Annotated in this window: 17 protein-coding genes; 2 read left to right on the top strand and 15 right to left on the bottom strand. The window is 69.6% G+C overall.

The window, feature by feature from the left end:
- The first annotated feature begins 34 nt into the window (after nt 1-34).
- Nucleotides 35-655, top strand: coding sequence for a Uma2 family endonuclease (locus OG472_RS26225; RefSeq protein WP_405831538.1), 621 nt, complete (start codon nt 35-37; stop codon nt 653-655).
- Between the two features lie 68 nt (nt 656-723).
- On the opposite strand, the gene nuoN is transcribed toward OG472_RS26225, so the two are convergent.
- From nuoN to OG472_RS26155, 14 genes are read right to left on the bottom strand one after another with little or no spacing between them, the layout of a single operon-like run.
- Nucleotides 724-2,370, bottom strand: coding sequence for an NADH-quinone oxidoreductase subunit NuoN (gene nuoN / locus OG472_RS26220; RefSeq protein WP_401607894.1), 1,647 nt, complete (start codon nt 2,368-2,370; stop codon nt 724-726).
- A 5-nt stretch (nt 2,371-2,375) separates the two neighbouring features.
- A complete protein-coding gene (locus OG472_RS26215) occupies nt 2,376-3,968 on the bottom strand; it encodes an NADH-quinone oxidoreductase subunit M (protein WP_405942113.1) in 1,593 nt (530 codons plus the stop codon).
- 1 nt (nt 3,969) lies between these two features.
- Complete coding sequence (nuoL, locus tag OG472_RS26210; RefSeq protein WP_405942112.1) at nt 3,970-5,865, bottom strand: NADH-quinone oxidoreductase subunit L; 1,896 nt, start codon at nt 5,863-5,865, stop codon at nt 3,970-3,972.
- A gap of 9 nt (nt 5,866-5,874) precedes the next feature.
- Nucleotides 5,875-6,174: an NADH-quinone oxidoreductase subunit NuoK gene (nuoK, locus tag OG472_RS26205; protein ID WP_030653455.1), complete on the bottom strand. Its 300-nt coding sequence runs from the start codon at nt 6,172-6,174 to the stop codon at nt 5,875-5,877.
- Nucleotides 6,171-6,977 carry an NADH-quinone oxidoreductase subunit J gene (locus OG472_RS26200; protein WP_327415749.1) on the bottom strand — a complete coding sequence of 269 codons (807 nt, stop codon included), beginning with the start codon at nt 6,975-6,977 and terminating at the stop codon, nt 6,171-6,173. Before OG472_RS26200 ends, nuoK begins: the two co-directional genes overlap by 4 nt.
- Nucleotides 6,974-7,585 (bottom strand): NADH-quinone oxidoreductase subunit NuoI, encoded by a 612-nt coding sequence (nuoI, locus tag OG472_RS26195; RefSeq protein ID WP_376615683.1) that lies wholly within the window; start codon nt 7,583-7,585, stop codon nt 6,974-6,976. The genes OG472_RS26200 and nuoI overlap by 4 nt, the downstream gene beginning before the upstream one ends.
- 3 nt (nt 7,586-7,588) lie before the next feature.
- A complete protein-coding gene (nuoH, locus tag OG472_RS26190) occupies nt 7,589-8,956 on the bottom strand; it encodes an NADH-quinone oxidoreductase subunit NuoH (protein ID WP_405831534.1) in 1,368 nt (455 codons plus the stop codon).
- The gene (locus OG472_RS26185; protein WP_401607524.1) at nt 8,953-11,457 is read right to left on the bottom strand and encodes an NADH-quinone oxidoreductase subunit G; all 2,505 of its coding nucleotides are present in this window, start codon (nt 11,455-11,457) and stop codon (nt 8,953-8,955) included. The genes nuoH and OG472_RS26185 overlap by 4 nt, the downstream gene beginning before the upstream one ends.
- Nucleotides 11,454-12,833 (bottom strand): NADH-quinone oxidoreductase subunit NuoF, encoded by a 1,380-nt coding sequence (gene nuoF / locus OG472_RS26180; protein ID WP_405942111.1) that lies wholly within the window; start codon nt 12,831-12,833, stop codon nt 11,454-11,456. Before nuoF ends, OG472_RS26185 begins: the two co-directional genes overlap by 4 nt.
- A complete protein-coding gene (gene nuoE / locus OG472_RS26175) occupies nt 12,830-13,612 on the bottom strand; it encodes an NADH-quinone oxidoreductase subunit NuoE (protein WP_405942110.1) in 783 nt (260 codons plus the stop codon). The genes nuoF and nuoE overlap by 4 nt, the downstream gene beginning before the upstream one ends.
- On the bottom strand, nt 13,609-14,949 hold the full coding sequence (locus OG472_RS26170) for an NADH-quinone oxidoreductase subunit D (RefSeq protein WP_376615678.1): 1,341 nt from the start codon (nt 14,947-14,949) through the stop codon (nt 13,609-13,611). Before OG472_RS26170 ends, nuoE begins: the two co-directional genes overlap by 4 nt.
- The gene (locus OG472_RS26165; RefSeq protein ID WP_405942109.1) at nt 14,949-15,710 is read right to left on the bottom strand and encodes an NADH-quinone oxidoreductase subunit C; all 762 of its coding nucleotides are present in this window, start codon (nt 15,708-15,710) and stop codon (nt 14,949-14,951) included. The genes OG472_RS26170 and OG472_RS26165 overlap by 1 nt, the downstream gene beginning before the upstream one ends.
- On the bottom strand, nt 15,707-16,261 hold the full coding sequence (locus OG472_RS26160; RefSeq protein WP_266381642.1) for an NADH-quinone oxidoreductase subunit B family protein: 555 nt from the start codon (nt 16,259-16,261) through the stop codon (nt 15,707-15,709). The genes OG472_RS26165 and OG472_RS26160 overlap by 4 nt, the downstream gene beginning before the upstream one ends.
- A 15-nt stretch (nt 16,262-16,276) precedes the next feature.
- Nucleotides 16,277-16,636 carry an NADH-quinone oxidoreductase subunit A gene (locus tag OG472_RS26155; protein ID WP_030010013.1) on the bottom strand — a complete coding sequence of 120 codons (360 nt, stop codon included), beginning with the start codon at nt 16,634-16,636 and terminating at the stop codon, nt 16,277-16,279.
- A 778-nt stretch (nt 16,637-17,414) separates the two neighbouring features.
- Between OG472_RS26155 and OG472_RS26150 the strand changes: the two genes are divergently transcribed.
- Nucleotides 17,415-18,260 carry a C40 family peptidase gene (locus OG472_RS26150; RefSeq protein ID WP_383573969.1) on the top strand — a complete coding sequence of 282 codons (846 nt, stop codon included), beginning with the start codon at nt 17,415-17,417 and terminating at the stop codon, nt 18,258-18,260.
- A gap of 78 nt (nt 18,261-18,338) precedes the next feature.
- On the opposite strand, the gene OG472_RS26145 is transcribed toward OG472_RS26150, so the two are convergent.
- Nucleotides 18,339-19,298, bottom strand: a complete 960-nt coding sequence (locus OG472_RS26145; protein ID WP_401607535.1) for a hypothetical protein — start codon at nt 19,296-19,298, stop codon at nt 18,339-18,341.
- Between the last annotated feature and the right edge of the window lie 22 nt (nt 19,299-19,320).

Below are 19,320 nucleotides of genomic sequence, written 5' to 3'. Positions count from 1 at the left end.
CGCACTCGCGAGACTCTGCCCCATGGGAGCATTGATGAGCGTCGAACCCGCAGCGCCGCAGCCTGAGCCGGAGCCGGGACCCCGCTGGCCCATCCCGCCCGCGGGCGGCTGGACCGCGGACGACCTGGACACGCTTCCGAATCTGCCTCCGCACACGGAGCTGATCGACGGAAGCCTGATCTTCGTGAGTCCGCAGAGCATCTTCCACGAGCGGGCCATTGACTTGTTCAAGTGGCAGCTGCGGTCGGCGGCCCCCGCCGACTTCGAGATCTTTCGCGAGTTCACGATCGACATCGACAAACGGAATCGACCCGAGCCGGATGTGGTGGTCGTACGCACGGATGTCGTAGGCGATCTGGAACAGACCCGGTTCCCTGCCGAGGCAGTGGTGCTGGCCATCGAGGTGGTCTCCCCCGACTCTGTCGGACGTGACCGCGAAACCAAGCCGTTGAAGTACGCCAGGGCCGGGATCGTCCACTTCTGGCGGGTCGAGAACAAGGACGGACGTGCTGTGGTCTACGTCTACGAGTTGGATCCCGCCACGGGTGCCTACGTCGCGACGGGGATCTTCCACGACCGCCTGAAGGTCTCCGCACCGTTCACCATCGATGTCGACCTCACAGCGATCACACCCCGGCACCGTCCGGAGGAGTAGCCCCGTGCAACGACGAAGGGCCCGGCTCCCCCGAAGGGGGCCGGGCCCTGTGCCGTACGGCGAACCGGTCAGCGGACGAAGGTGCTCGCCTGCCCCGCCAGGTCCAGGAAGTACTGCGGGGCCACACCCAGGACCACGGTGACCGCGACGCCCACCGCGATGGTGGTCATCGTCAGCGGCGAGGGAACCGCCACCGTCGGGCCGTCGGCCTTCGGCTCGCTGAAGAACATCAGGACGATCACCCGGATGTAGAAGAACGCGGCGATCGCGGACGAGATCACACCGACCACGACCAGCGCTCCCGCGCCGCCCTCGGCCGCCGCCGTGAACACCGCGAACTTGCCGGTGAAGCCCGACGTCAGCGGGATGCCGGCGAAGGCCAGCAGGAACACGGCGAAGACGGCCGCCGTCAGCGGCGAACGCCGGCCCAGCCCGGCCCACTTGGACAGGTGCGTCGCCTCGCCGCCCGCGTCGCGCACCAGCGTGACCACGGCGAAGGCGCCGATCGTCACGAAGGAGTACGCCCCCAGGTAGAAGAGGACCGCCTGGACGCCCTCCGCCGAGGTCGCGATCACACCGGCCAGGATGAAGCCCGCGTGCGCGATCGAGGAGTACGCGAGCAGCCGCTTGACGTCCGTCTGGGTCACGGCGACCACCGCGCCCGCCAGCATCGTGACGATGGCCACGCCCCACATCACCGGCCGCCAGTCCCACCGCAGGCCCGGAAGGACCACGTAGAGCAGCCGCAGCAGCGCGCCGAAGGCGGCCACCTTCGTCGCCGCCGCCATGAAGCCGGTGACCGGGGTCGGGGCGCCCTGGTAGACGTCCGGGGTCCACATGTGGAAGGGGACCGCGCCGACCTTGAAGAGCAGGCCCATCAGGATCAGCGCGCCGCCGATCAGCAGCAGCGCGTCGTTGCCCATCGTGGAGGCCAGCGCCGGGTCGATCTTCGCGACCGTGCCGTCGACCACGTCGGCGATCACCGCGTACGAGACGGAGCCCGCGTAGCCGTAGAGCAGCGCGATGCCGAAGAGGAGGAAGGCGGAGGAGAAGGCGCCCAGCAGGAAGTACTTCACCGCGGCCTCCTGCGACATCAGCCGCTGGCGGCGGGCGACGGCGCAGAGCAGGTACAGCGGGAGGGAGAAGACCTCCAGCGCGATGAAGAGCGTCAGCAGGTCGTTGGCCGCCGGGAAGATCAGCATTCCGGCGATCGCGAACAGGGCCAGCGGGAAGACCTCGGTGGTGGTGAAGCCCGCCTTGACGGCGGCCTTCTCACTCTCGCTGCCCGGTACGGACGCCGCCTGGGCGGCGAAGGAGTCCACCCGGTTGCCGTGCGCGGCCGGGTCGAGGCGCCGCTCGGCGAAGGTGAAGATCGCGACGACCGAGGCCAGCAGGATGGTGCCCTGCAGGAACAGCGCCGGGCCGTCCACGGCGATGGCGCCCATCGCGGCGATGTGCGCCTTGGTCGAGCCGTACCCGCCGGCCGCGAGGCCGACGACCGCCGCGAAGGCCGAGGCCAGCGCCGCGACGGCGAGGAACACCTGCACGTAGTAACGGGACTTGCGGGGCACGAAGGCCTCCACGAGGATCCCGAGGACCGCCGCGCCCACCACGATCAGCGTGGGCGCGAGCTGTGCGTACTCGATGGTCGGTGCCGGGATCCGGTCGACCGGTGCCTCGGCCGCCAGCGTCCACAGGCTGTGGGCGGAAGTCACTGTGCTCACTTCGCCGCCTCCCCGTTCTTGGCTTCGACGGCCACTTCGGGCTTCGGGTCCGTCTGCTTCACGTCCGACATGGTGTGCTCCACCGCCGGGTTGACGATGTCGGTGAGCACCTTCGGGTAGACGCCCAGCCCGATCAGCAGCGCGATCAGCGGGGCGACCACCAGCAGCTCCCGCAGGCGCAGGTCCGGCATCGTGCGGACCTCCTCCTTCACGGGGCCGGTCATCGTGCGCTGGTAGAGCACCAGCGTGTAGAGCGCGGCGAGCACGATGCCGATGGTGGCGATGATGCCGACGACCGGGTACCGGGCGAACGTGCCGACCAGGACCAGGAATTCACTGACGAAGGGCGCGAGGCCCGGCAGCGAGAGGGTGGCCAGGCCGCCGATCAGGAAGGTCCCGGCGAGGACCGGGGCCACCTTCTGGACGCCGCCGTAGTCGGCGATGAGCCGCGAGCCGCGCCGCGAGATCAGGAAGCCGGCCACCAGCATCAGCGCCGCCGTCGACAGGCCGTGGTTGACCATGTAGAGGGTGGCGCCGGACTGGCCCTGGGAGGTCATCGCGAAGATGCCCAGGATGATGAAGCCGAAGTGCGAGATCGAGGCGTAGGCGACCAGCCGCTTGATGTCCCGCTGGCCGACCGCGACCAGCGCGCCGTAGACGATGCTGATCAGGGCCAGGACCAGGATCACCGGCGTGGCCCACTTGCTGGCGTCCGGGAAGAGCCCGAGGCAGTAGCGGAGCATCGCGAAGGTGCCGACCTTGTCGACGACCGCGGTGATCAGGACGGCGACCGGGGCGGTGGACTCCCCCATCGCGTTCGGCAGCCAGGTGTGCAGCGGCCACAGCGGGGCCTTCACCGCGAAGGCGAAGAAGAAGCCGAGGAAGAGGAGCCGCTCGGTGTTGGTCGCCATGTCGAGCGTGCCCGCGGCGCGGGCGGCGGTGATCTCCTGGAGCGAGAAGTTCCCGGCGACCACGTAGAGACCGATGACGGCGGCCAGCATGATCAGGCCGCCGACCAGGTTGTAGAGCAGGAACTTGACCGCAGCGTACGAGCGCTGCGCGGACGCGTTCTCGTCGGAACCGGAGTGCGCCCGGTCCCCGAAGCCGCCGATGAGGAAGTACATCGGGATGAGCATGGCTTCGAAGAAGATGTAGAAGAGGAAGATGTCGGTGGCCTCGAAGGAGATGATCACCATCGCCTCGACCAGCAGGATCAGGGCGAAGAAGCCCTGGGTCGGCCGCCACCGGGAGCTCTTGGTCTCCAGGGGGTCGGCGTCGTGCCAGCCGGCCGCGATCACGAAGGGGATCAGCAGCGCGGTGAGCCCGATGAGGACCACCCCGATCCCGTCGACGCCCAGCTCGTAGCGGACGCCGAAGTCGGCGATCCAGGGCCGGGATTCGGTGAGCTGGTAGCGGTCACCGCTCGGGTCGAAGCGGACCGCGACGAGCACGGCCAGCGCCAGGGTCGCCAGCGAGAAGAGCAGCGCGAGCCACTTGGCGGCGGTCCTGCGGGCGGCCGGGACGGCCGCCGTCAGGATCGCACCGACCGCGGGGACCGCGGCCGTCACCGTCAGAAGCGGGAAACTCATTTCACACCGCCCTCATCAGCAGGGTCGCGGCGATCAGGACCACCGTTCCCCCGAACATCGAGACCGCGTAGCTGCGGGCGTAGCCGTTCTGCAGCTTGCGCAGGCGGCCCGAGAGCCCGCCGACCGAGGCGGCCGTCCCGTTGACCACCCCGTCGACGAGGCTGTGGTCGACGTACACGAGCGAGCGGGTCAGGTGCTCCCCGCCGCGCACCAGCACGACGTGGTTGAAGTCGTCCTGGTACAGGTCCCGGCGGGCCGCCCGGGTGAGGAGCGAGCCGCGCGGGGCGAGGACCGGGACGGGCCTGCGGCCGTACGTCCCCCAGGCGATGCCGACGCCGACGAGGAGGACGGCCATGGTGGCCGCGGTGATCGTCATGGCGCTGACCGGCGGGTGGCCGTGCTCGTAACCGGTGACGGGCTCCAGCCAGTTCAGGAAGCGGTCGCCGATCTCGAAGAAGCCGCCGGCGAAGACCGAACCGAAGGCCAGGATGACCATCGGGATGGTCATCGACTTCGGGGACTCGTGCGGGTGCGGCGGGTGTCCCTCTGCGTCGGGCTGCCAGCGCTTCTCGCCGAAGAAGGTGAGGAGCATGACGCGGGTCATGTAGAACGCCGTGATGCCGGCGCCCAGCAGGGTCACGCCGCCGAGGATCCAGCCCTCGGTGCCGCCCTTCGCGAAGGCCGCCTCGATGATCATGTCCTTCGAGAAGAAGCCCGACAGGCCCGGGAAGCCGATGATGGCCAGGTAGCCGAGTCCGAAGGTCGCGAAGGTGACCGGCATGTACTTCCGCAGGGCCCCGTACTTGCGCATGTCCACCTCGTCGTTCATCCCGTGCATCACGGAACCCGCCCCGAGGAAGAGCCCTGCCTTGAAGAAGCCGTGCGTCACCAGGTGCATGATCGCGAAGACGTAGCCGATCGGGCCGAGGCCCGCGGCGAGGATCATGTAGCCGATCTGCGACATCGTCGAGCCCGCCAGGGCCTTCTTGATGTCGTCCTTCGCACAACCGACGATCGCACCGAAGAGCAGCGTGACCGCGCCCACGACGGTGACCACGAGCTGCGCGTCCGGTGCCCCGTTGAAGACGGCGGCCGAGCGGACGATCAGGTACACGCCCGCCGTCACCATGGTGGCCGCGTGGATGAGGGCCGAGACCGGGGTCGGGCCCTCCATCGCGTCACCGAGCCAGGACTGCAGCGGGACCTGCGCCGACTTGCCGCAGGCGGCCAGCAGCAGCATCAGGCCGATCGCCGTCAGCATGCCCTCGGAGGTCTTGCCCACGGAGGCGAACACCGGCTCGAAGGCGAAGGTGCCGAAGGTGGTGAACATCAGCATGACCGCGATCGACAGGCCCATGTCGCCGACCCGGTTGACGAGGAAGGCCTTCTTCGCGGCGGTGGCCGCGCTGGGCTTGTGCTGCCAGAAGCCGATCAGGAGGTACGAGGCGAGGCCCACGCCCTCCCAGCCGAAGTACAGCAGCAGGTAGTTGTCGGCGAGGACCAGCAGGAGCATGGCCGCGACGAACAGGTTGAGGTAGCCGAAGAAGCGGCGGCGGCGCTCGTCGTGCTCCATGTACCCGATCGAGTACACGTGGATGAGCGTGCCCACCCCGGAGATCAGCAGGACGAAGGTCATCGACAGCTGGTCCAGCTGGAAGGCCATGTCCGCCTGGAAGCCCTCGACGGGGATCCAGGTGTACAGGCGCTGGTACAGGGTCCGGTCATCGGCACTGCGCGACAGCATGTCGGCGAACAGCACGGCGCCGATCCCGAAGGAGACGGCCGCGAGCAGGGTGCCGATCCAATGGCCGATCCTGTCGAGGCGCCGGCCGCCGCACAGCAGCACCACCGCTCCGAGCAGGGGCGCCGCGATCAGCAGCGCAATCAGGTTCTCCACAGCGACCCCTTACAGCTTCATCAGGCTGGCGTCGTCGACCGAGGCCGAGTGGCGGGTACGGAAGAGCGACACGATGATCGCCAGGCCGACCACGACCTCCGCGGCGGCGACGACCATCGTGAAGAACGCGATGATCTGGCCGTCGAGGTTGCCGTGCATCCGGGAGAACGCGACGAAGGCGAGGTTGCAGGCGTTGAGCATCAGCTCGACGCACATGAACAGCACGATCGCGTTCTTGCGGATCAGCACGCCGGTCGCGCCGATGGTGAACAGCAGGGCCGCCAGGTACAGGTAGTTGACCGGATTCACTTGGATGCCTCCTCGCGGCCGAGGCGCTCCGCCGACGCCTGCTCCAGTGCCTTCAGGTCGTTCAGCGCCTCGCTCGACACGTCGCGGATCTGGCCGCGGCCGCGCAGCGTCTTGTTGACCGTCAGCTCGGACGGGGTGCCGTCCGGCAGGAGGCCGGCGACGTCCACCGCGTTGTGCCGGGCGTAGACGCCGGGCGCGGGCAGCGGCGGGAGCTGGACGCCCTCGCGGACGCGCTTCTCGGCGAGCTCGCGCTGGGTGGCCGCCCGTTCGGTGCGCTCGCGGTGGGTGAGCACCATCGCGCCGACGGCCGCGGTGATCAGCAGCGCGCCGGTGATCTCGAAGGCGAAGACGTACTTGGTGAAGATCAGCTGGGCCAGGCCCTCGACGTGTCCGGCGGAGTTGATCCGGCCGAGCCCGTTGAAGTGGGTGAGGTTGGCGTGGCCGATGCCGGCGATCAGCAGGATGCCGAAGCCGAGCCCGCACAGGGCGGCCAGCCAGCGCTGCCCCTTGATGGTCTCCTTCAGGGAGTCGGCGGCGGTGACGCCGACGAGCATGACCACGAAGAGGAAGAGCATCATGATCGCGCCGGTGTAGACGATGACCTGGACGACGCCCAGGAAGTACGCCCCGTTGGCGAGGTAGAAGACCGCCAGGATGATCATCGTCCCGGCCAGGCTGAGGGCGCTGTGCACGGCCTTCTTCATCAGGATCGTGGCCAGGGCGCCGATGACGGCGACCGTGCCGAGGATCCAGAACTGCACGGCCTCGCCGGTGGAGGTGAGGCTCGCCGCGATGGTGCTCACGCCTGCACCTCCTCGGCCTGCGGGCCGTCCACCGGCTCGTCCTCGGGCTTCTCGCCCTTGGTGACCGCGACCTGCCGGACCGTGCCCGGGGCGGCCCCCGTCACCTGCCCGCGGTAGTAGTCGGTGTCCTCCGTGCCGGGGTACATCGCGTGCGGCGCCTCGACCATGCCCTCGGTGAGGCCGGCGAGCAGCTGCTCCTTGGTGTAGATGAGCGACTCACGGCTGGCGTCGGCCAGTTCGAACTCGTTCGTCATGGTGAGGGCCCTCGTCGGGCACGCCTCGACGCACAGCCCGCACAGGATGCAGCGGGCGTAGTTGATCTGGTAGACGGCGCCGTACCGCTCGCCCGGGGAGTAGCGCTCCTCCTCGGTGTTGTCCGCGCCCTCCACGTAGATTGCGTCGGCGGGACAGGCCCAGGCACACAGCTCGCACCCGATGCACTTCTCCAGACCGTCGGGGTGCCGGTTGAGCTGATGCCGTCCGTGGAAGCGCGGGGCGGTCGTCTTCTGCTGCTCCGGGTACTGCTCGGTGAGGCGCTTCTTGAACATGGCCTTGAAGGTCACGCCGAAGCCCGCCACCGGGTTCTGCCACTTGTCGTCGTCGGACATCTCTCAAGCCTCCTCTCGGTCACTGTCAGTATTCGTCCCGCCACTGACAATCAGCTCCCGCTCGCTGCGGGGCCGCCTGCGCGGTACGGGTGCCAGGTGCTGGCCGGGCTTGGGCGGTACGGGGAATCCGCCCGCCAGCGGGTCGAAGGGCGCGGCGTCGCCGACGGCCTCGGCCGCCTGCGCCTTCTCGCGCTTGTCGCGGAAGATGTCCGCGACGAAGGAGAGCAGCAGGATCGCCACGACTCCGCCGCCGACGTAGAGGACGATCTCGCTGAAGTCGTACGCCTCGTTGCGCAGGGCCCGGACGGTCGCGACCAGCATCAGCCAGACCACGGAGACCGGGATGAGCACCTTCCAGCCGAGCTTCATCAGCTGGTCGTAGCGCACGCGCGGCAGCGTGCCGCGCAGCCAGATGAAGAAGAACAGCAGCAGCTGCACCTTGAGGACGAACCAGAGCATCGGCCACCAGCCGTGGTTCGCGCCCTCCCAGAAGGAGCTGATCGGGTACGGGGCCCGCCAGCCGCCCAGGAAGAGGGTGACCGAGACCGCCGAGACGGTGACCATGTTGACGTACTCGGCCAGCATGAACAGCGCGAACTTGATGGACGAGTACTCGGTGTTGAAGCCGCCGACCAGGTCGCCCTCGGACTCCGGCATGTCGAAGGGGGCGCGGTTCGTCTCGCCGACCATCGTGATCACGTAGATGATGAAGGACACCGGCAGCAGGACGATGAACCAGCGGTCCTCCTGCGCCTCGACGATCGCCGAGGTCGACATCGACCCGGAGTAGAGGAAGACCGAGGCGAAGGCCGCGCCCATCGCGATCTCGTAGGAGATCATCTGCGCGCAGGAGCGCAGTCCGCCGAGGAGCGGGTAGGTGGAGCCGGAGGACCAGCCCGCCAGCACGATGCCGTAGATGCCGACCGAGGCCACCGCGAGGATGTAGAGCATCGCGATGGGCAGGTCGGTCAGCTGCATCGAGGTGCGCTGGCCGAAGATGGAGATCTGGTCGTCCGCGGGCCCGAAGGGGATCACCGCGATGGCCATGAAGGCCGGGATCGCCGCGATGATCGGGGCCAGGACGTAGACCACCTTGTCGGCGCGCTTGACGATCAGGTCTTCCTTGAGCATCAGCTTCACGCCGTCGGCGAGCGACTGGAGCATGCCCCAGGGCCCGTGCCGGTTGGGGCCGATGCGCAGCTGCATCCAGGCGACGACCTTGCGCTCCCACACGATGGAGAAGAGCACGGTCACCATCAGGAAGGCGAAGCAGAACACCGCCTTGAGGACGACCAGCCACCAGACGTCGCGGCCGAACAGGGAGAGGTCCTCGGCGGCCAGTTGTACGAAGTCACCGTGTACCGCGTTCACGCGTCCACCTCCGCAGTGGTGTCGCCGGTGCCGGCCGGGGTCGCCGGGCCGATGCGTACGAGGCTGCCCGGGCGGGCGCCGGCGTCGGCGAGGACGCCGGAGCCGGTGGAGTTCAGCGGGAGCCAGACCACGCGGTCGGGCATCTCGGTGATCCGGAGCGGGAGTTCCACGGAGCCGGCCGGTCCGGTGACGGCGAGGACGTCTCCGTCCTTGACGCCCGTCTCGGCGGCCGTGGCGGCCGACAGCCGGGCGCTCGCCTCGTGCCGGGTCCCGGCCAGGGCCTCGTCACCCTCCTGGAGCCGGCCCTGGTCGAGGAGGAGCCGGTGGCCCGCGAGGACCGCCTCGCCGACGCCCGGGCGGGGCAGCGCCGCGGTGTCGGCGGACTGTTCGGCGGCGCGCTCCCCGGCCCACGGGCCGAGCGCGTCGAGCTCCCGGCGTACGGCGTGCACGTCGGGCAGCGCGATCGGCCGGTCGGCGGCGTCGGCCAGCATGTGGAGCACGCGGGCGTCGGCCGGGGCGAGCCGGCGGGTCATCTGGTCGGGCTTGAGCGCCGCCTCGAACGGGCGGACCCTGCCCTCCCAGTTGATGAACGCGCCCGCCTTCTCGGCCACCGCGGCGACCGGGAGGACCACGTCCGCGTGGGCGGTGACCTCGCTGGGCCGCAGTTCCAGGGAGACCACGAAGGCCTCCTGGAGGGCGATCCGCGCGCGGACCGGATCCGGCAGGTCGCTCACCTCGACGCCCGCGACCAGCAGGGCGGAGAGCTCGCGGGAGGCAGCGGCCTCGACGATCTGGCCGGTGTCGCGGCCGTAGCGGTGCGGGAGTTCGTCCAGGCCCCAGGCGGTCGCGACCTCGTCGCGGGCCCGCGGGTCGGTGGCCGGACGGCCGCCCGGCAGCAGGGACGGCAGCGCGCCCGCCTCGACGGCGGCCCGCTCACCGGCCCGGCGCGGGATCCACACCAGCGTGGCCCCGGTGGCCGCGGCCGCCCGTACGGCGGCGGTCAGCGCGCCGGGCACCCCGGCGAGCCGCTCACCGACCACGATGACGGCGCCGGGCTCGCGCAGCGCGTCGGCGGCGACGGCCCCGCCGGCCTCCAGGCCGGTCCGGGAGGCCAGCGCGTCCAGCCACTCGGGCTCGGTGCCGGGGGCGGCGGCCAGCAGGGTGCCGCCCGTCTTCTCCAGGCCGCGGGTGGCGAAGGGGGCGAGGGCGAAGGTCCGCTGCTTGTGCTTGCGGTGGGCCTTGCGCAGCCGCAGGAAGACGCCGGGGGCCTCCTCCTCCGCCTCGATGCCGACGAGGAGGACGGCCGGGGCCGCCTCCAGCGAGGCGTTGGTGACACCGCGCCGGTCGAGGTCCTTGCCGGTGCCGGCGACGGTGGCGGCCAGGAATTCGGCCTCCTCCGCGCTGTGCACGCGGGCCCGGAAGTCGATGTCGTTGGTGTCGAGCACCACCCGGGCGAACTTGGCGTACGCGTAGGCGTCCTCGACGGTGAGCCGGCCGCCGGTGAGCACCCCGGCCCGGCCGCGCGCGGCGGCGAGCCCGGCCGCCGCGGCCTCCAGGGCCTCGGGCCAGCTCGCCGGCTCCAGGACCCCGGCGGCGCTGCGCACCAGCGGGGTGGTGAGCCGGTCCGGGCGCTGCGCGTAGCGGAACCCGAAGCGGCCCTTGTCGCAGATCCACTCCTCGTTGACCTCGGGGTCCTCCGCGGCGAGGCGGCGCAGCACCTTGCCGCGGCGGTGGTCGGTACGGGTCGCGCAGCCGCCCGCGCAGTGCTCGCACACGCTCGGGGAGGAGACGAGGTCGAAGGGGCGGGAGCGGAACCGGTACGCGGCCGAGGTGAGGGCGCCGACCGGGCAGATCTGGATGGTGTTGCCGGAGAAGTACGACTCGAAGGGGTCGCCCTCGCCGGTGCCGACCTGCTGCAGTGCGCCGCGTTCCAGCAGCTCGATCATCGGGTCGCCGGCGATCTCGTTGGAGAAGCGGGTGCAGCGGGCGCACAGCACGCACCGCTCGCGGTCCAGCAGCACCTGCGTGGAGATCGGGACCGGCTTCTCGTAGGTGCGCTTCCTGCCCTCGAACCGCGATTCGGCGTTGCCGTGCGACATCGCCTGGTTCTGCAGGGGGCACTCGCCGCCCTTGTCGCAGACCGGGCAGTCCAGCGGGTGGTTGATGAGCAGCAGCTCCATCACCCCGCGCTGGGCCTTGTCGGCGACCTCGGAGGTGAGCTGGGTCTTGACGACCATGCCGTCGGTGCAGGTGATGGTGCAGGAGGCCATCGGCTTGCGCTGGCCCTCGACCTCGACGATGCACTGGCGGCAGGCGCCGGCCGGGGAGAGGAGGGGGTGGTCGCAGAACCGGGGGATCTCGATGCCGAGCTGTTCGGCGGCCCGGATGACGAGGGTGCCCTTGGGCACGGACAGTTCGGCCCCGTCGATGGTCAGCGACACCAGATCCTCGGGCGGAACGGCCGCGTCTCCTCCGGAGGCGGCCGTAGTGGTGACGGTCATGCGTTCACCTCCGTGTCGGCCCAGAGGGTCGACTTCCTGGGGTCGAAGGGGCAGCCCTTGCCCGTGATGTGCTGCTCGTACTCCTCGCGGAAGTACTTGAGCGAGGAGAAGATCGGGCTGGCCGCGCCGTCACCGAGCGCGCAGAAGGACTTGCCGTTGATGTTGTCGGCGATGTCGTTCAGCTTGTCGAGGTCGGACATGACGCCCTTGCCGGCCTCGATGTCGCGCAGCAGCTGGACCAGCCAGTACGTGCCTTCGCGGCACGGGGTGCACTTGCCGCAGGACTCGTGGGCGTAGAACTCCGTCCACCGGGTCACGGCCCGCACCACGCAGGTCGTCTCGTCGAAGCACTGGAGTGCCTTGGTGCCGAGCATCGAGCCGGCGGCGCCGACGCCCTCGTAGTCGAGCGGGACGTCGAGGTGCTCGTCGGTGAACATCGGGGTGGAGGAGCCGCCGGGGGTCCAGAACTTCAGCCGGTGTCCGGGCCGCATGCCGCCGCTCATGTCGAGCAGCTGGCGCAGGGTGATGCCGAGCGGGGCCTCGTACTGGCCGGGGCCGGCGACGTGCCCGGAGAGCGAATACAGCGTGAAGCCGGGGGACTTCTCGGTCCCCATCGACTTGAACCAGTCCTTGCCCCTGTTCAGGATCGCGGGAACCGAGGCGATGGACTCGACGTTGTTCACGACAGTGGGGCACGCGTAGAGCCCCTCGACGGCAGGGAAGGGGGGACGCAGCCGGGGCTGACCGCGCCGGCCTTCGAGGGAGTCGAGCAGCGCCGTCTCCTCGCCGCAGATGTACGCGCCCGCTCCCGCGTGCACCGTGATGTCGAGGTCGAGCCCGCTCCCGAGGATGTCCTTCCCGAGGTAACCGGCCTCGTACGCCTCGCGCACCGCCTCGTGCAGGCGCCGCAGGACCGGCACCACCTCGCCGCGCAGGTAGATGAAGGCGTGCTGCGAGCGGATCGCGTAGCACGCGATGATCATTCCCTCGATGAGGGAGTGCGGGTTGGCGAAGAGGAGGGGGATGTCCTTGCAGGTTCCCGGCTCCGACTCGTCCGCGTTCACGACGAGGTAGTGCGGCTTTCCGTCGCCCTGCGGAATGAACTGCCACTTCATTCCGGTGGGGAAGCCCGCACCGCCGCGTCCGCGCAGACCCGAGTCCTTCACGTAGGCGATGAGGTCGTCCGGGGTCATCGCGAGTGCCTTGCGCAGGCCCTCGTAGCCCTCGTGGCGCCGGTAGGTCTCCAGCGTCCACGACTGCGGCTCGTCCCAGAAGGCCGAGAGCACGGGCGCGAGGAGCTTCTCCGGGCTCGTGCCTCCGCCGGCCTCCGGCCGGGAGGTACTGCCCCCATTGCTCAGTTCGGAGGACACGGTCATCCCTCCCCTCCCTCGGTGGTGGTGTCGCCACGGGTCTCGCCGCGCGCCTCGGTGCGCGGGTGCACGATCGAGGCGTGCGGGGACTCGCCGCGGGCGATGCGCAGCCCGATCAGGGAGGCGGGACCGGCGCCGCCGGTCGCCTCGACCGCGCCCTCGCGCTCGTCCGGGAACCCGGCCAGGATCCGGGCGGTCTCCTTGTACGTGCACAGCGGCGCGCCCCGGGTCGGCGAGACCTCGCGGCCGGCCAGCAGGTCGTCCACCAGGGCCTTGGCGGACTGGGGGGTCTGGTTGTCGAAGAACTCCCAGTTGACCATCACCACGGGGGCGAAGTCGCAGGCCGCGTTGCACTCGATGTGTTCGAGGGTGACCTTGCCGTCGGGGGTGGTCTCGTTGTTGCCGACCCCGAGGTGCTCCTTGAGCTCCTCGAAGATGGCGTCGCCGCCCATCACCGCGCACAGCGTGTTCGTGCACACGCCGACCTGGTAGTCGCCGGAGGGCTTGCGCCGGTACATCGTGTAGAAGGTCGCGACGGCCGTGACCTCGGCGGTGGTCAGGCCCAGCACCTCGGCGCAGAAGCGGACTCCGGTGCGCGAGACGTGGCCCTCCTGCGCCTGGCACAGGTGCAGGAGCGGCAGCAGCGCGGAGCGGCTGTCCGGGTAGCGGGCGATGACCTCCTTCGCGTCCGCTTCGAGGCGCTCGCGTACCTCCGCCGGAAAGTCGGGGGCCGGCAGCTGGGGCATGCCCAGCGAGACCCCTTGGTTCTGAGGACTGGCGGTCATCGGTCGACGCCTCCCATCACGGGGTCGATGGAGGCGACGGCGACGATGACGTCGGCGACCTGGCCGCCCTCGCACATCGCGGCCATGGCCTGCAGGTTGGTGAAGGACGGGTCGCGGAAGTGGACCCGGTAGGGGCGGGTGCCGCCGTCGGAGACGACGTGCACGCCGAGCTCGCCCTTGGGCGATTCGACGGCCGCGTACGCCTGTCCGGCAGGGACCCGGAAGCCCTCGGTCACCAGCTTGAAGTGGTGGATGAGGGCCTCCATGGAGGTGCCCATGATGTTCCTGATGTGGTCGAGGGAGTTGCCGAGGCCGTCGGGTCCCATCGCCAGCTGCGCCGGCCAGGCGATCTTCTTGTCGGCGACCATCACCGGGCCCGGCTCCAGGCGCTCCAGGCACTGCTCGACGATCCGCAGCGACTGGCGCATCTCCTCCAGGCGGATCAGGAACCGCCCGTAGGAGTCGCAGCTCTCGGTGGTCGGCACGTCGAACTCGTAGTTCTCGTATCCGCAGTACGGCTCGGACTTGCGCAGGTCGTGCGGCAGGCCGGCGGAGCGCAGGATCGGGCCGGTGGCGCCGAGCGCCATGCAGCCGGTGAGGTCGAGGTAGCCGACGTCCTGCATGCGGGCCTTGAAGATGGGGTTGCCGGTGGCGAGCTTGTCGTATTCCGGCAGGTTCTTCTTCATCGTCTTGACGAACTCGCGCAGCTGGTCGACGGCGCCCGGGGGCAGGTCCTGGGCGAGGCCGCCGGGGCGGATGAACGCGTGGTTCATGCGCAGGCCGGTGATCAGCTCGAAGATGTCGAGGATCAGCTCGCGGTCGCGGAAGCCGTAGATCATGATCGTGGTCGCGCCCAGCTCCATGCCGCCGGTGGCGATGCACACCAGGTGGGAGGAGAGCCGGTTGAGCTCCATCAGCAGGACGCGGATGACGGTGGCGCGGTCCGGGATCTGGTCGGTGATGCCGAGCAGCTTCTCGACGCCGAGGCAGTACGCCGTCTCGTTGAAGAACGGCGTGAGGTAGTCCATGCGCGTCACGAAGGTGGTGCCCTGCGTCCAGTTCCGGTATTCGAGGTTCTTCTCGATGCCGGTGTGCAGGTAGCCGATGCCGCAGCGGGCCTCGGTGACCGTCTCGCCGTCGATCTCCAGGATCAGGCGGAGCACCCCGTGGGTGGAGGGGTGCTGGGGGCCCATGTTGACGACGATCCGCTCGTCGTCGGCCCTGGCCGCGGACTGGACGATCTCGTCCCAGTCGCCGCCGGTGACGGTGTAGACGGTGCCTTCGGTCGTCTCGCGCGCGGAAGCATGGTCGGCGGAGGCGTGGTTTGACGTGGACATCAGCTGTACGACCTCCGCTGGTCGGGAGCCGGGATCTGGGCGCCCTTGTACTCGATGGGGATGCCGCCGAGCGGGTAGTCCTTGCGCTGCGGGAAGCCCTGCCAGTCGTCCGGCATCATGATCCGGGTGAGGGCCGGGTGGCCGTCGAAGACCAGGCCGAAGAAGTCGTACGTCTCGCGCTCGTGCCAGTCGTTGGTCGGGTAGACGGAGACGAGCGACGGGACGTGCGGGTCGCTGTCCGGGACGGACACCTCCAGCCGCACGATCCGGCCGTGGGTGAGCGAGCGCAGGTGGTAGACGGCGTGCAGCTCGCGGCCCATGTCGTGAATCGGCGCAGTGTCGGGGAAGTGGACCCCGGAGACGCCGGTGCAGAGTTCGAAGCGCAGGGCGGGGTCGTCGCGCAGGGTGCGCGCGACCCGGACGAGGTGCTCGCGGGCGATGTGGAGAGTGAGCTCTCCCCGATCCACGACCACCTTCTCGATCGCGTTCGCAGGGAGCAGGTCCTGCTCCTCCAGGGCTCCCTCCAGCTCGTCCACGACCTGGTCGAAGTACGAGCCGTAGGGCCGAGCGGACGGACCCGGGAGGGCGATCGTCCGCACCAGGCCGCCGTAGCCGCTGGTGTCGCCGCCGTTCCTGGCGCCGAACATGCCCTTGCGGACGCCGATGACCTCGGGGCCCTGGTCGCGCGGCGCAGGGACGTTGCTGCCGTTGCCGCCGTTGTCGCCGGTGGTGCCGTTCTCCGGCTCTTGGGTCTCGCTCACCGGAGCAGCCCCTTCATCTCGATGGTGGGGAGGGCCTTGAGGGCCGCCTCCTCCGCCTCACGTGCCGCCTCTTCCCGGTTCACGCCGAGCTTTCCGCCCTGGATCTTCTGGTGGAGCTTGAGGATCGCGTCCAACAGCATCTCGGGGCGCGGCGGGCAGCCGGGCAGGTAGATGTCCACCGGGACGATGTGGTCGACGCCCTGGACGATCGCGTAGTTGTTGAACATGCCGCCCGAAGAGGCGCAGACCCCCATGGAGATGACCCACTTGGGAGCGGGCATCTGGTCGTACACCTGCCGCAGCACCGGCGCCATCTTCTGGCTGACCCGGCCGGCCACGATCATCAGGTCGGCCTGGCGCGGGGATCCGCGGAAGACCTCCATGCCGAAGCGGGCCAGGTCGTACCGGCCCGCTCCGGTGGTCATCATCTCGATGGCGCAGCAGGCCAGGCCGAAGGTCGCCGGGAAGACGGACGACTTGCGCACCCAGCCCGCGGCCTGTTCGACGGTGGTCAGCAGGAAGCCGCTCGGCAGCTTCTCTTCCAGTCCCATGGAAAATTCAGCCCCTCAGTCCCATTCCAGGCCGCCGCGGCGCCACACGTAGGCGTAGGCGACGAAGACGGTGAGCACGAAGAGCAGCATCTCGACGAGCCCGAAGATCCCCAGGGAGTCGAAGGTGACGGCCCAGGGGTAGAGGAAGACAACCTCGATGTCGAAGACGATGAAGAGCATCGCCGTCAGGTAGTACTTGATGGGGAAGCGGCCGCCGCCGGCCGGCATCGGCGTCGGCTCGATGCCGCACTCGTAGGCTTCGAGCTTCGCCCGGTTGTACCGTTTTGGGCCGATCAGCGTGGCCATGACCACGGAGAAGATCGCAAACCCTGCGCCGAGGGCGCCGAGCACGAGGATGGGTGCGTACGCATTCACGCTCCTCGCTCCTTCCAGTCGTCCTTGACCGTTGGACCGCCGCCGGCACCGCGTGCACCGCCTCGCGAAGATCGCGCTTTGATCGAGCGCTCGCATGTGAGGCAGTTCACAAGCCGGACTGGTGCGCATCTTATGCCCGCCCGTCTGTGATCTGCGACACGGGTTACAACACCGAGTTTGTGATCTCCACCACCTGACGAACGATCATGAAGGCCAATGAGTGGTGATCTTCATACGTGAAGCATCCACATGATCACCAAAGGTGACATCCGGCCCCGTTACCGCAGGTAGAAGGCGCACGGCACTATCAAACGGTGGCCCGTGCAGGCAAATTGGCACCGAGGGCGTGGGGGTGATAAAGGGATCGGCGTCGCCCGGTCGGGGGAGCCGGTGTGTACGGAGGTGGACGCGGGGCAGACGGGGGCCGGGGAGCGCGCCGCGCGCGTGCATCCGTTCACGAACCTCTCGGCCTCTTCACAGGAAGGTCACGGACGGGCCACAGCGTCCGCATGGCGTGACGTTCCTGTGACCTGCGCCACTCTGAATCCGTGCTTCCGAAAGAGGGCTTGGCCATCTGTGCGGAGGGATGGTAGGTCGTGGATCAATTCGGACTTATTTCAGAAACCCCATGATCACAGCCTTGTGAGGGCCTGTCCGTTTCGCCCGTTACGGCGTCAATAAGGAGCCGGACGCGCCCGGTTAGCGCCGTTCGCGGGCAACTGTGGCGCAACCCACGTTTCTTGAAGGGACCCCGGACGCCCTGATAGCGGTTGTCCTCATGTCCCACACCGCTCACATACCCAGCCACCGGAAGCCCCGTCGTAGCGCCTCGAAGCTCGCGGTCCGCGCCGGAGTTGCCGGTGGCGTCCTCAGCACCCTGGCCATGGCCGGCACCGCGAGCGCGTCCCCGTCCGAGCCCGTGGCCGAGACGACGCTCGAAATGCCGGTCCTCAACCTGGATCTGGCCGCCGAGGTCTCCTCCGCAGTCACCAAGGCGGCCGAGAACACCCGCCTGGCCGCCGTCGAGGGCGAACTGACCGCCCAGGAGGAGAGCGCCCGCACCGGCGCCGCCGCCGAGGCGAAGCAGGCCAAGGAAGAGGCCCAGAAGAAGGCCGACGAGGAGAAGAAGGAGAAGGAGGAGGCGGACCGCAAGGCCGAGGCCGAGCGCGCCACCCGCTCCACCGCCCGTACTTCCCTCAACAGCACCTCGGCCTCCGGCTCCGGCTCCGGCAGCTCCCTGGGCACCGGTACCGTCACCGCCCCGGCCACCGGCTCCGCCGCGGCGATCGTCAACTTCGCCCGCGCGCAGGTCGGCAAGGCGTACGTCATGGGCGGCACCGGCCCGTCCTCGTTCGACTGCTCCGGCCTCGTCCAGGCCGCCTACCGCCAGGCCGGCATCTCCCTGCCGCGCATGTCCCAGGCGCAGTCCTCGGCCGGCACCTCGGTGTCCCTGAACGCCCTCCAGCCGGGCGACATCCTGTACTGGGGCTCCAAGGGCAGCGCGTACCACGTCGCCATCTACGTCGGCGGCGGCAAGTTCGTCGGCGCGCAGAACCCCAGCACGGGCATCGTCGAGCGCAACCTGAGCTACGACAAGCCGACCGGCGCCGTCCGCGTCCTCTGATCCTCCGGATCGTCACGAACGCGCGAAAGGGCCGGTACTCCCCCGCTCGGGGGTGGAGTACCGGCCCTTCGGCGCGCCTCAGACGAGGCTCGCCGCCAGCTTGAAGCGGGCGTCGCGCTGCTTCTTGTAGAGCGCCAGCGTCTCGGCGTGCTCCTCGACGAGCCGCTCCTGGTAGGCCTTCTCGACCGCGGCCCAGATCCCGACGAGGTTCACCTCGCGCTTGCACGCGACATCGGCCTTGGCCGCCGTGACGGCCTTCGCCCCGCCCTTGTCGTTCTCCAGGCCCGCCTTCTCGATGACCTCGTACGGCGTGGAAATCCCGCCGTATCCCGACTTGTCCATGCATGCCGACCACTTCTTCAGCATGCCGACGACCCGGGAGTCCTGCCGGGACCGCTCGTGCGCCTCCGAGGCCAGCCCGAACGCGAAGAGCAGGTCCACGCTGTCCCTGGTCGGCGCGTACAGCTTCCGGTACCCCTCGCGGGCGCACCCGCCCGCCGGCACCTTCTGCCCGCCCGCGGTGAGGCCGCTGTCCAGCTGCGCGGCCTCCTCCTCGGTGTTCGCGTCAGGCGCCGCGCCGCTCTGGGCGCCCGGCTGTTCTCCGTTCATCACGACGTAGGCGCTGTCGCTCAGCTGCGGGGCCGGGGGCTTGGCCGGCATTCCCTCCCCCGCCGACTTGTCGTACCCGTGGGCCGCCGCGTACGCCGGATCGGCCAGGCCGAAGAGGTACCGGTGCCGGTCCTCGGCCGCCCCGCCGCCGGACGGAGCGGCCGCCTTCACCCCCTCGTACGTGAACCCGTACCGGGCCATGCACCGGGAGACCAGCATCTGCTGGACCTGGCCCATGCGGCTCCGCTCGGCATCGGAGTCCGTGTACGCGTCCATGGGGAAGGACAGCGTGGCCGTCGCCGGATTGGCCTCGACGGGGCCGAGCTCCGGTTCGCCGCCTTCCGCACCGCCGGCGCCGGAGCATCCGGCCAGCACCGTGGCCAGCAGGACGACCGGGGCGACGGGACGGAGGCGCCAGGCGGTGCGCATTGCGTGGAACTCCTTGGTCCGG

The organism is Streptomyces sp. NBC_00207 (assembly GCF_045160965.1).
GTDB lineage: Bacteria > Actinomycetota > Actinomycetes > Streptomycetales > Streptomycetaceae > Streptomyces.
Note: the sequence above shows the minus strand (reverse complement) of the source record. Positions and strands in the feature narration are given on the sequence as shown.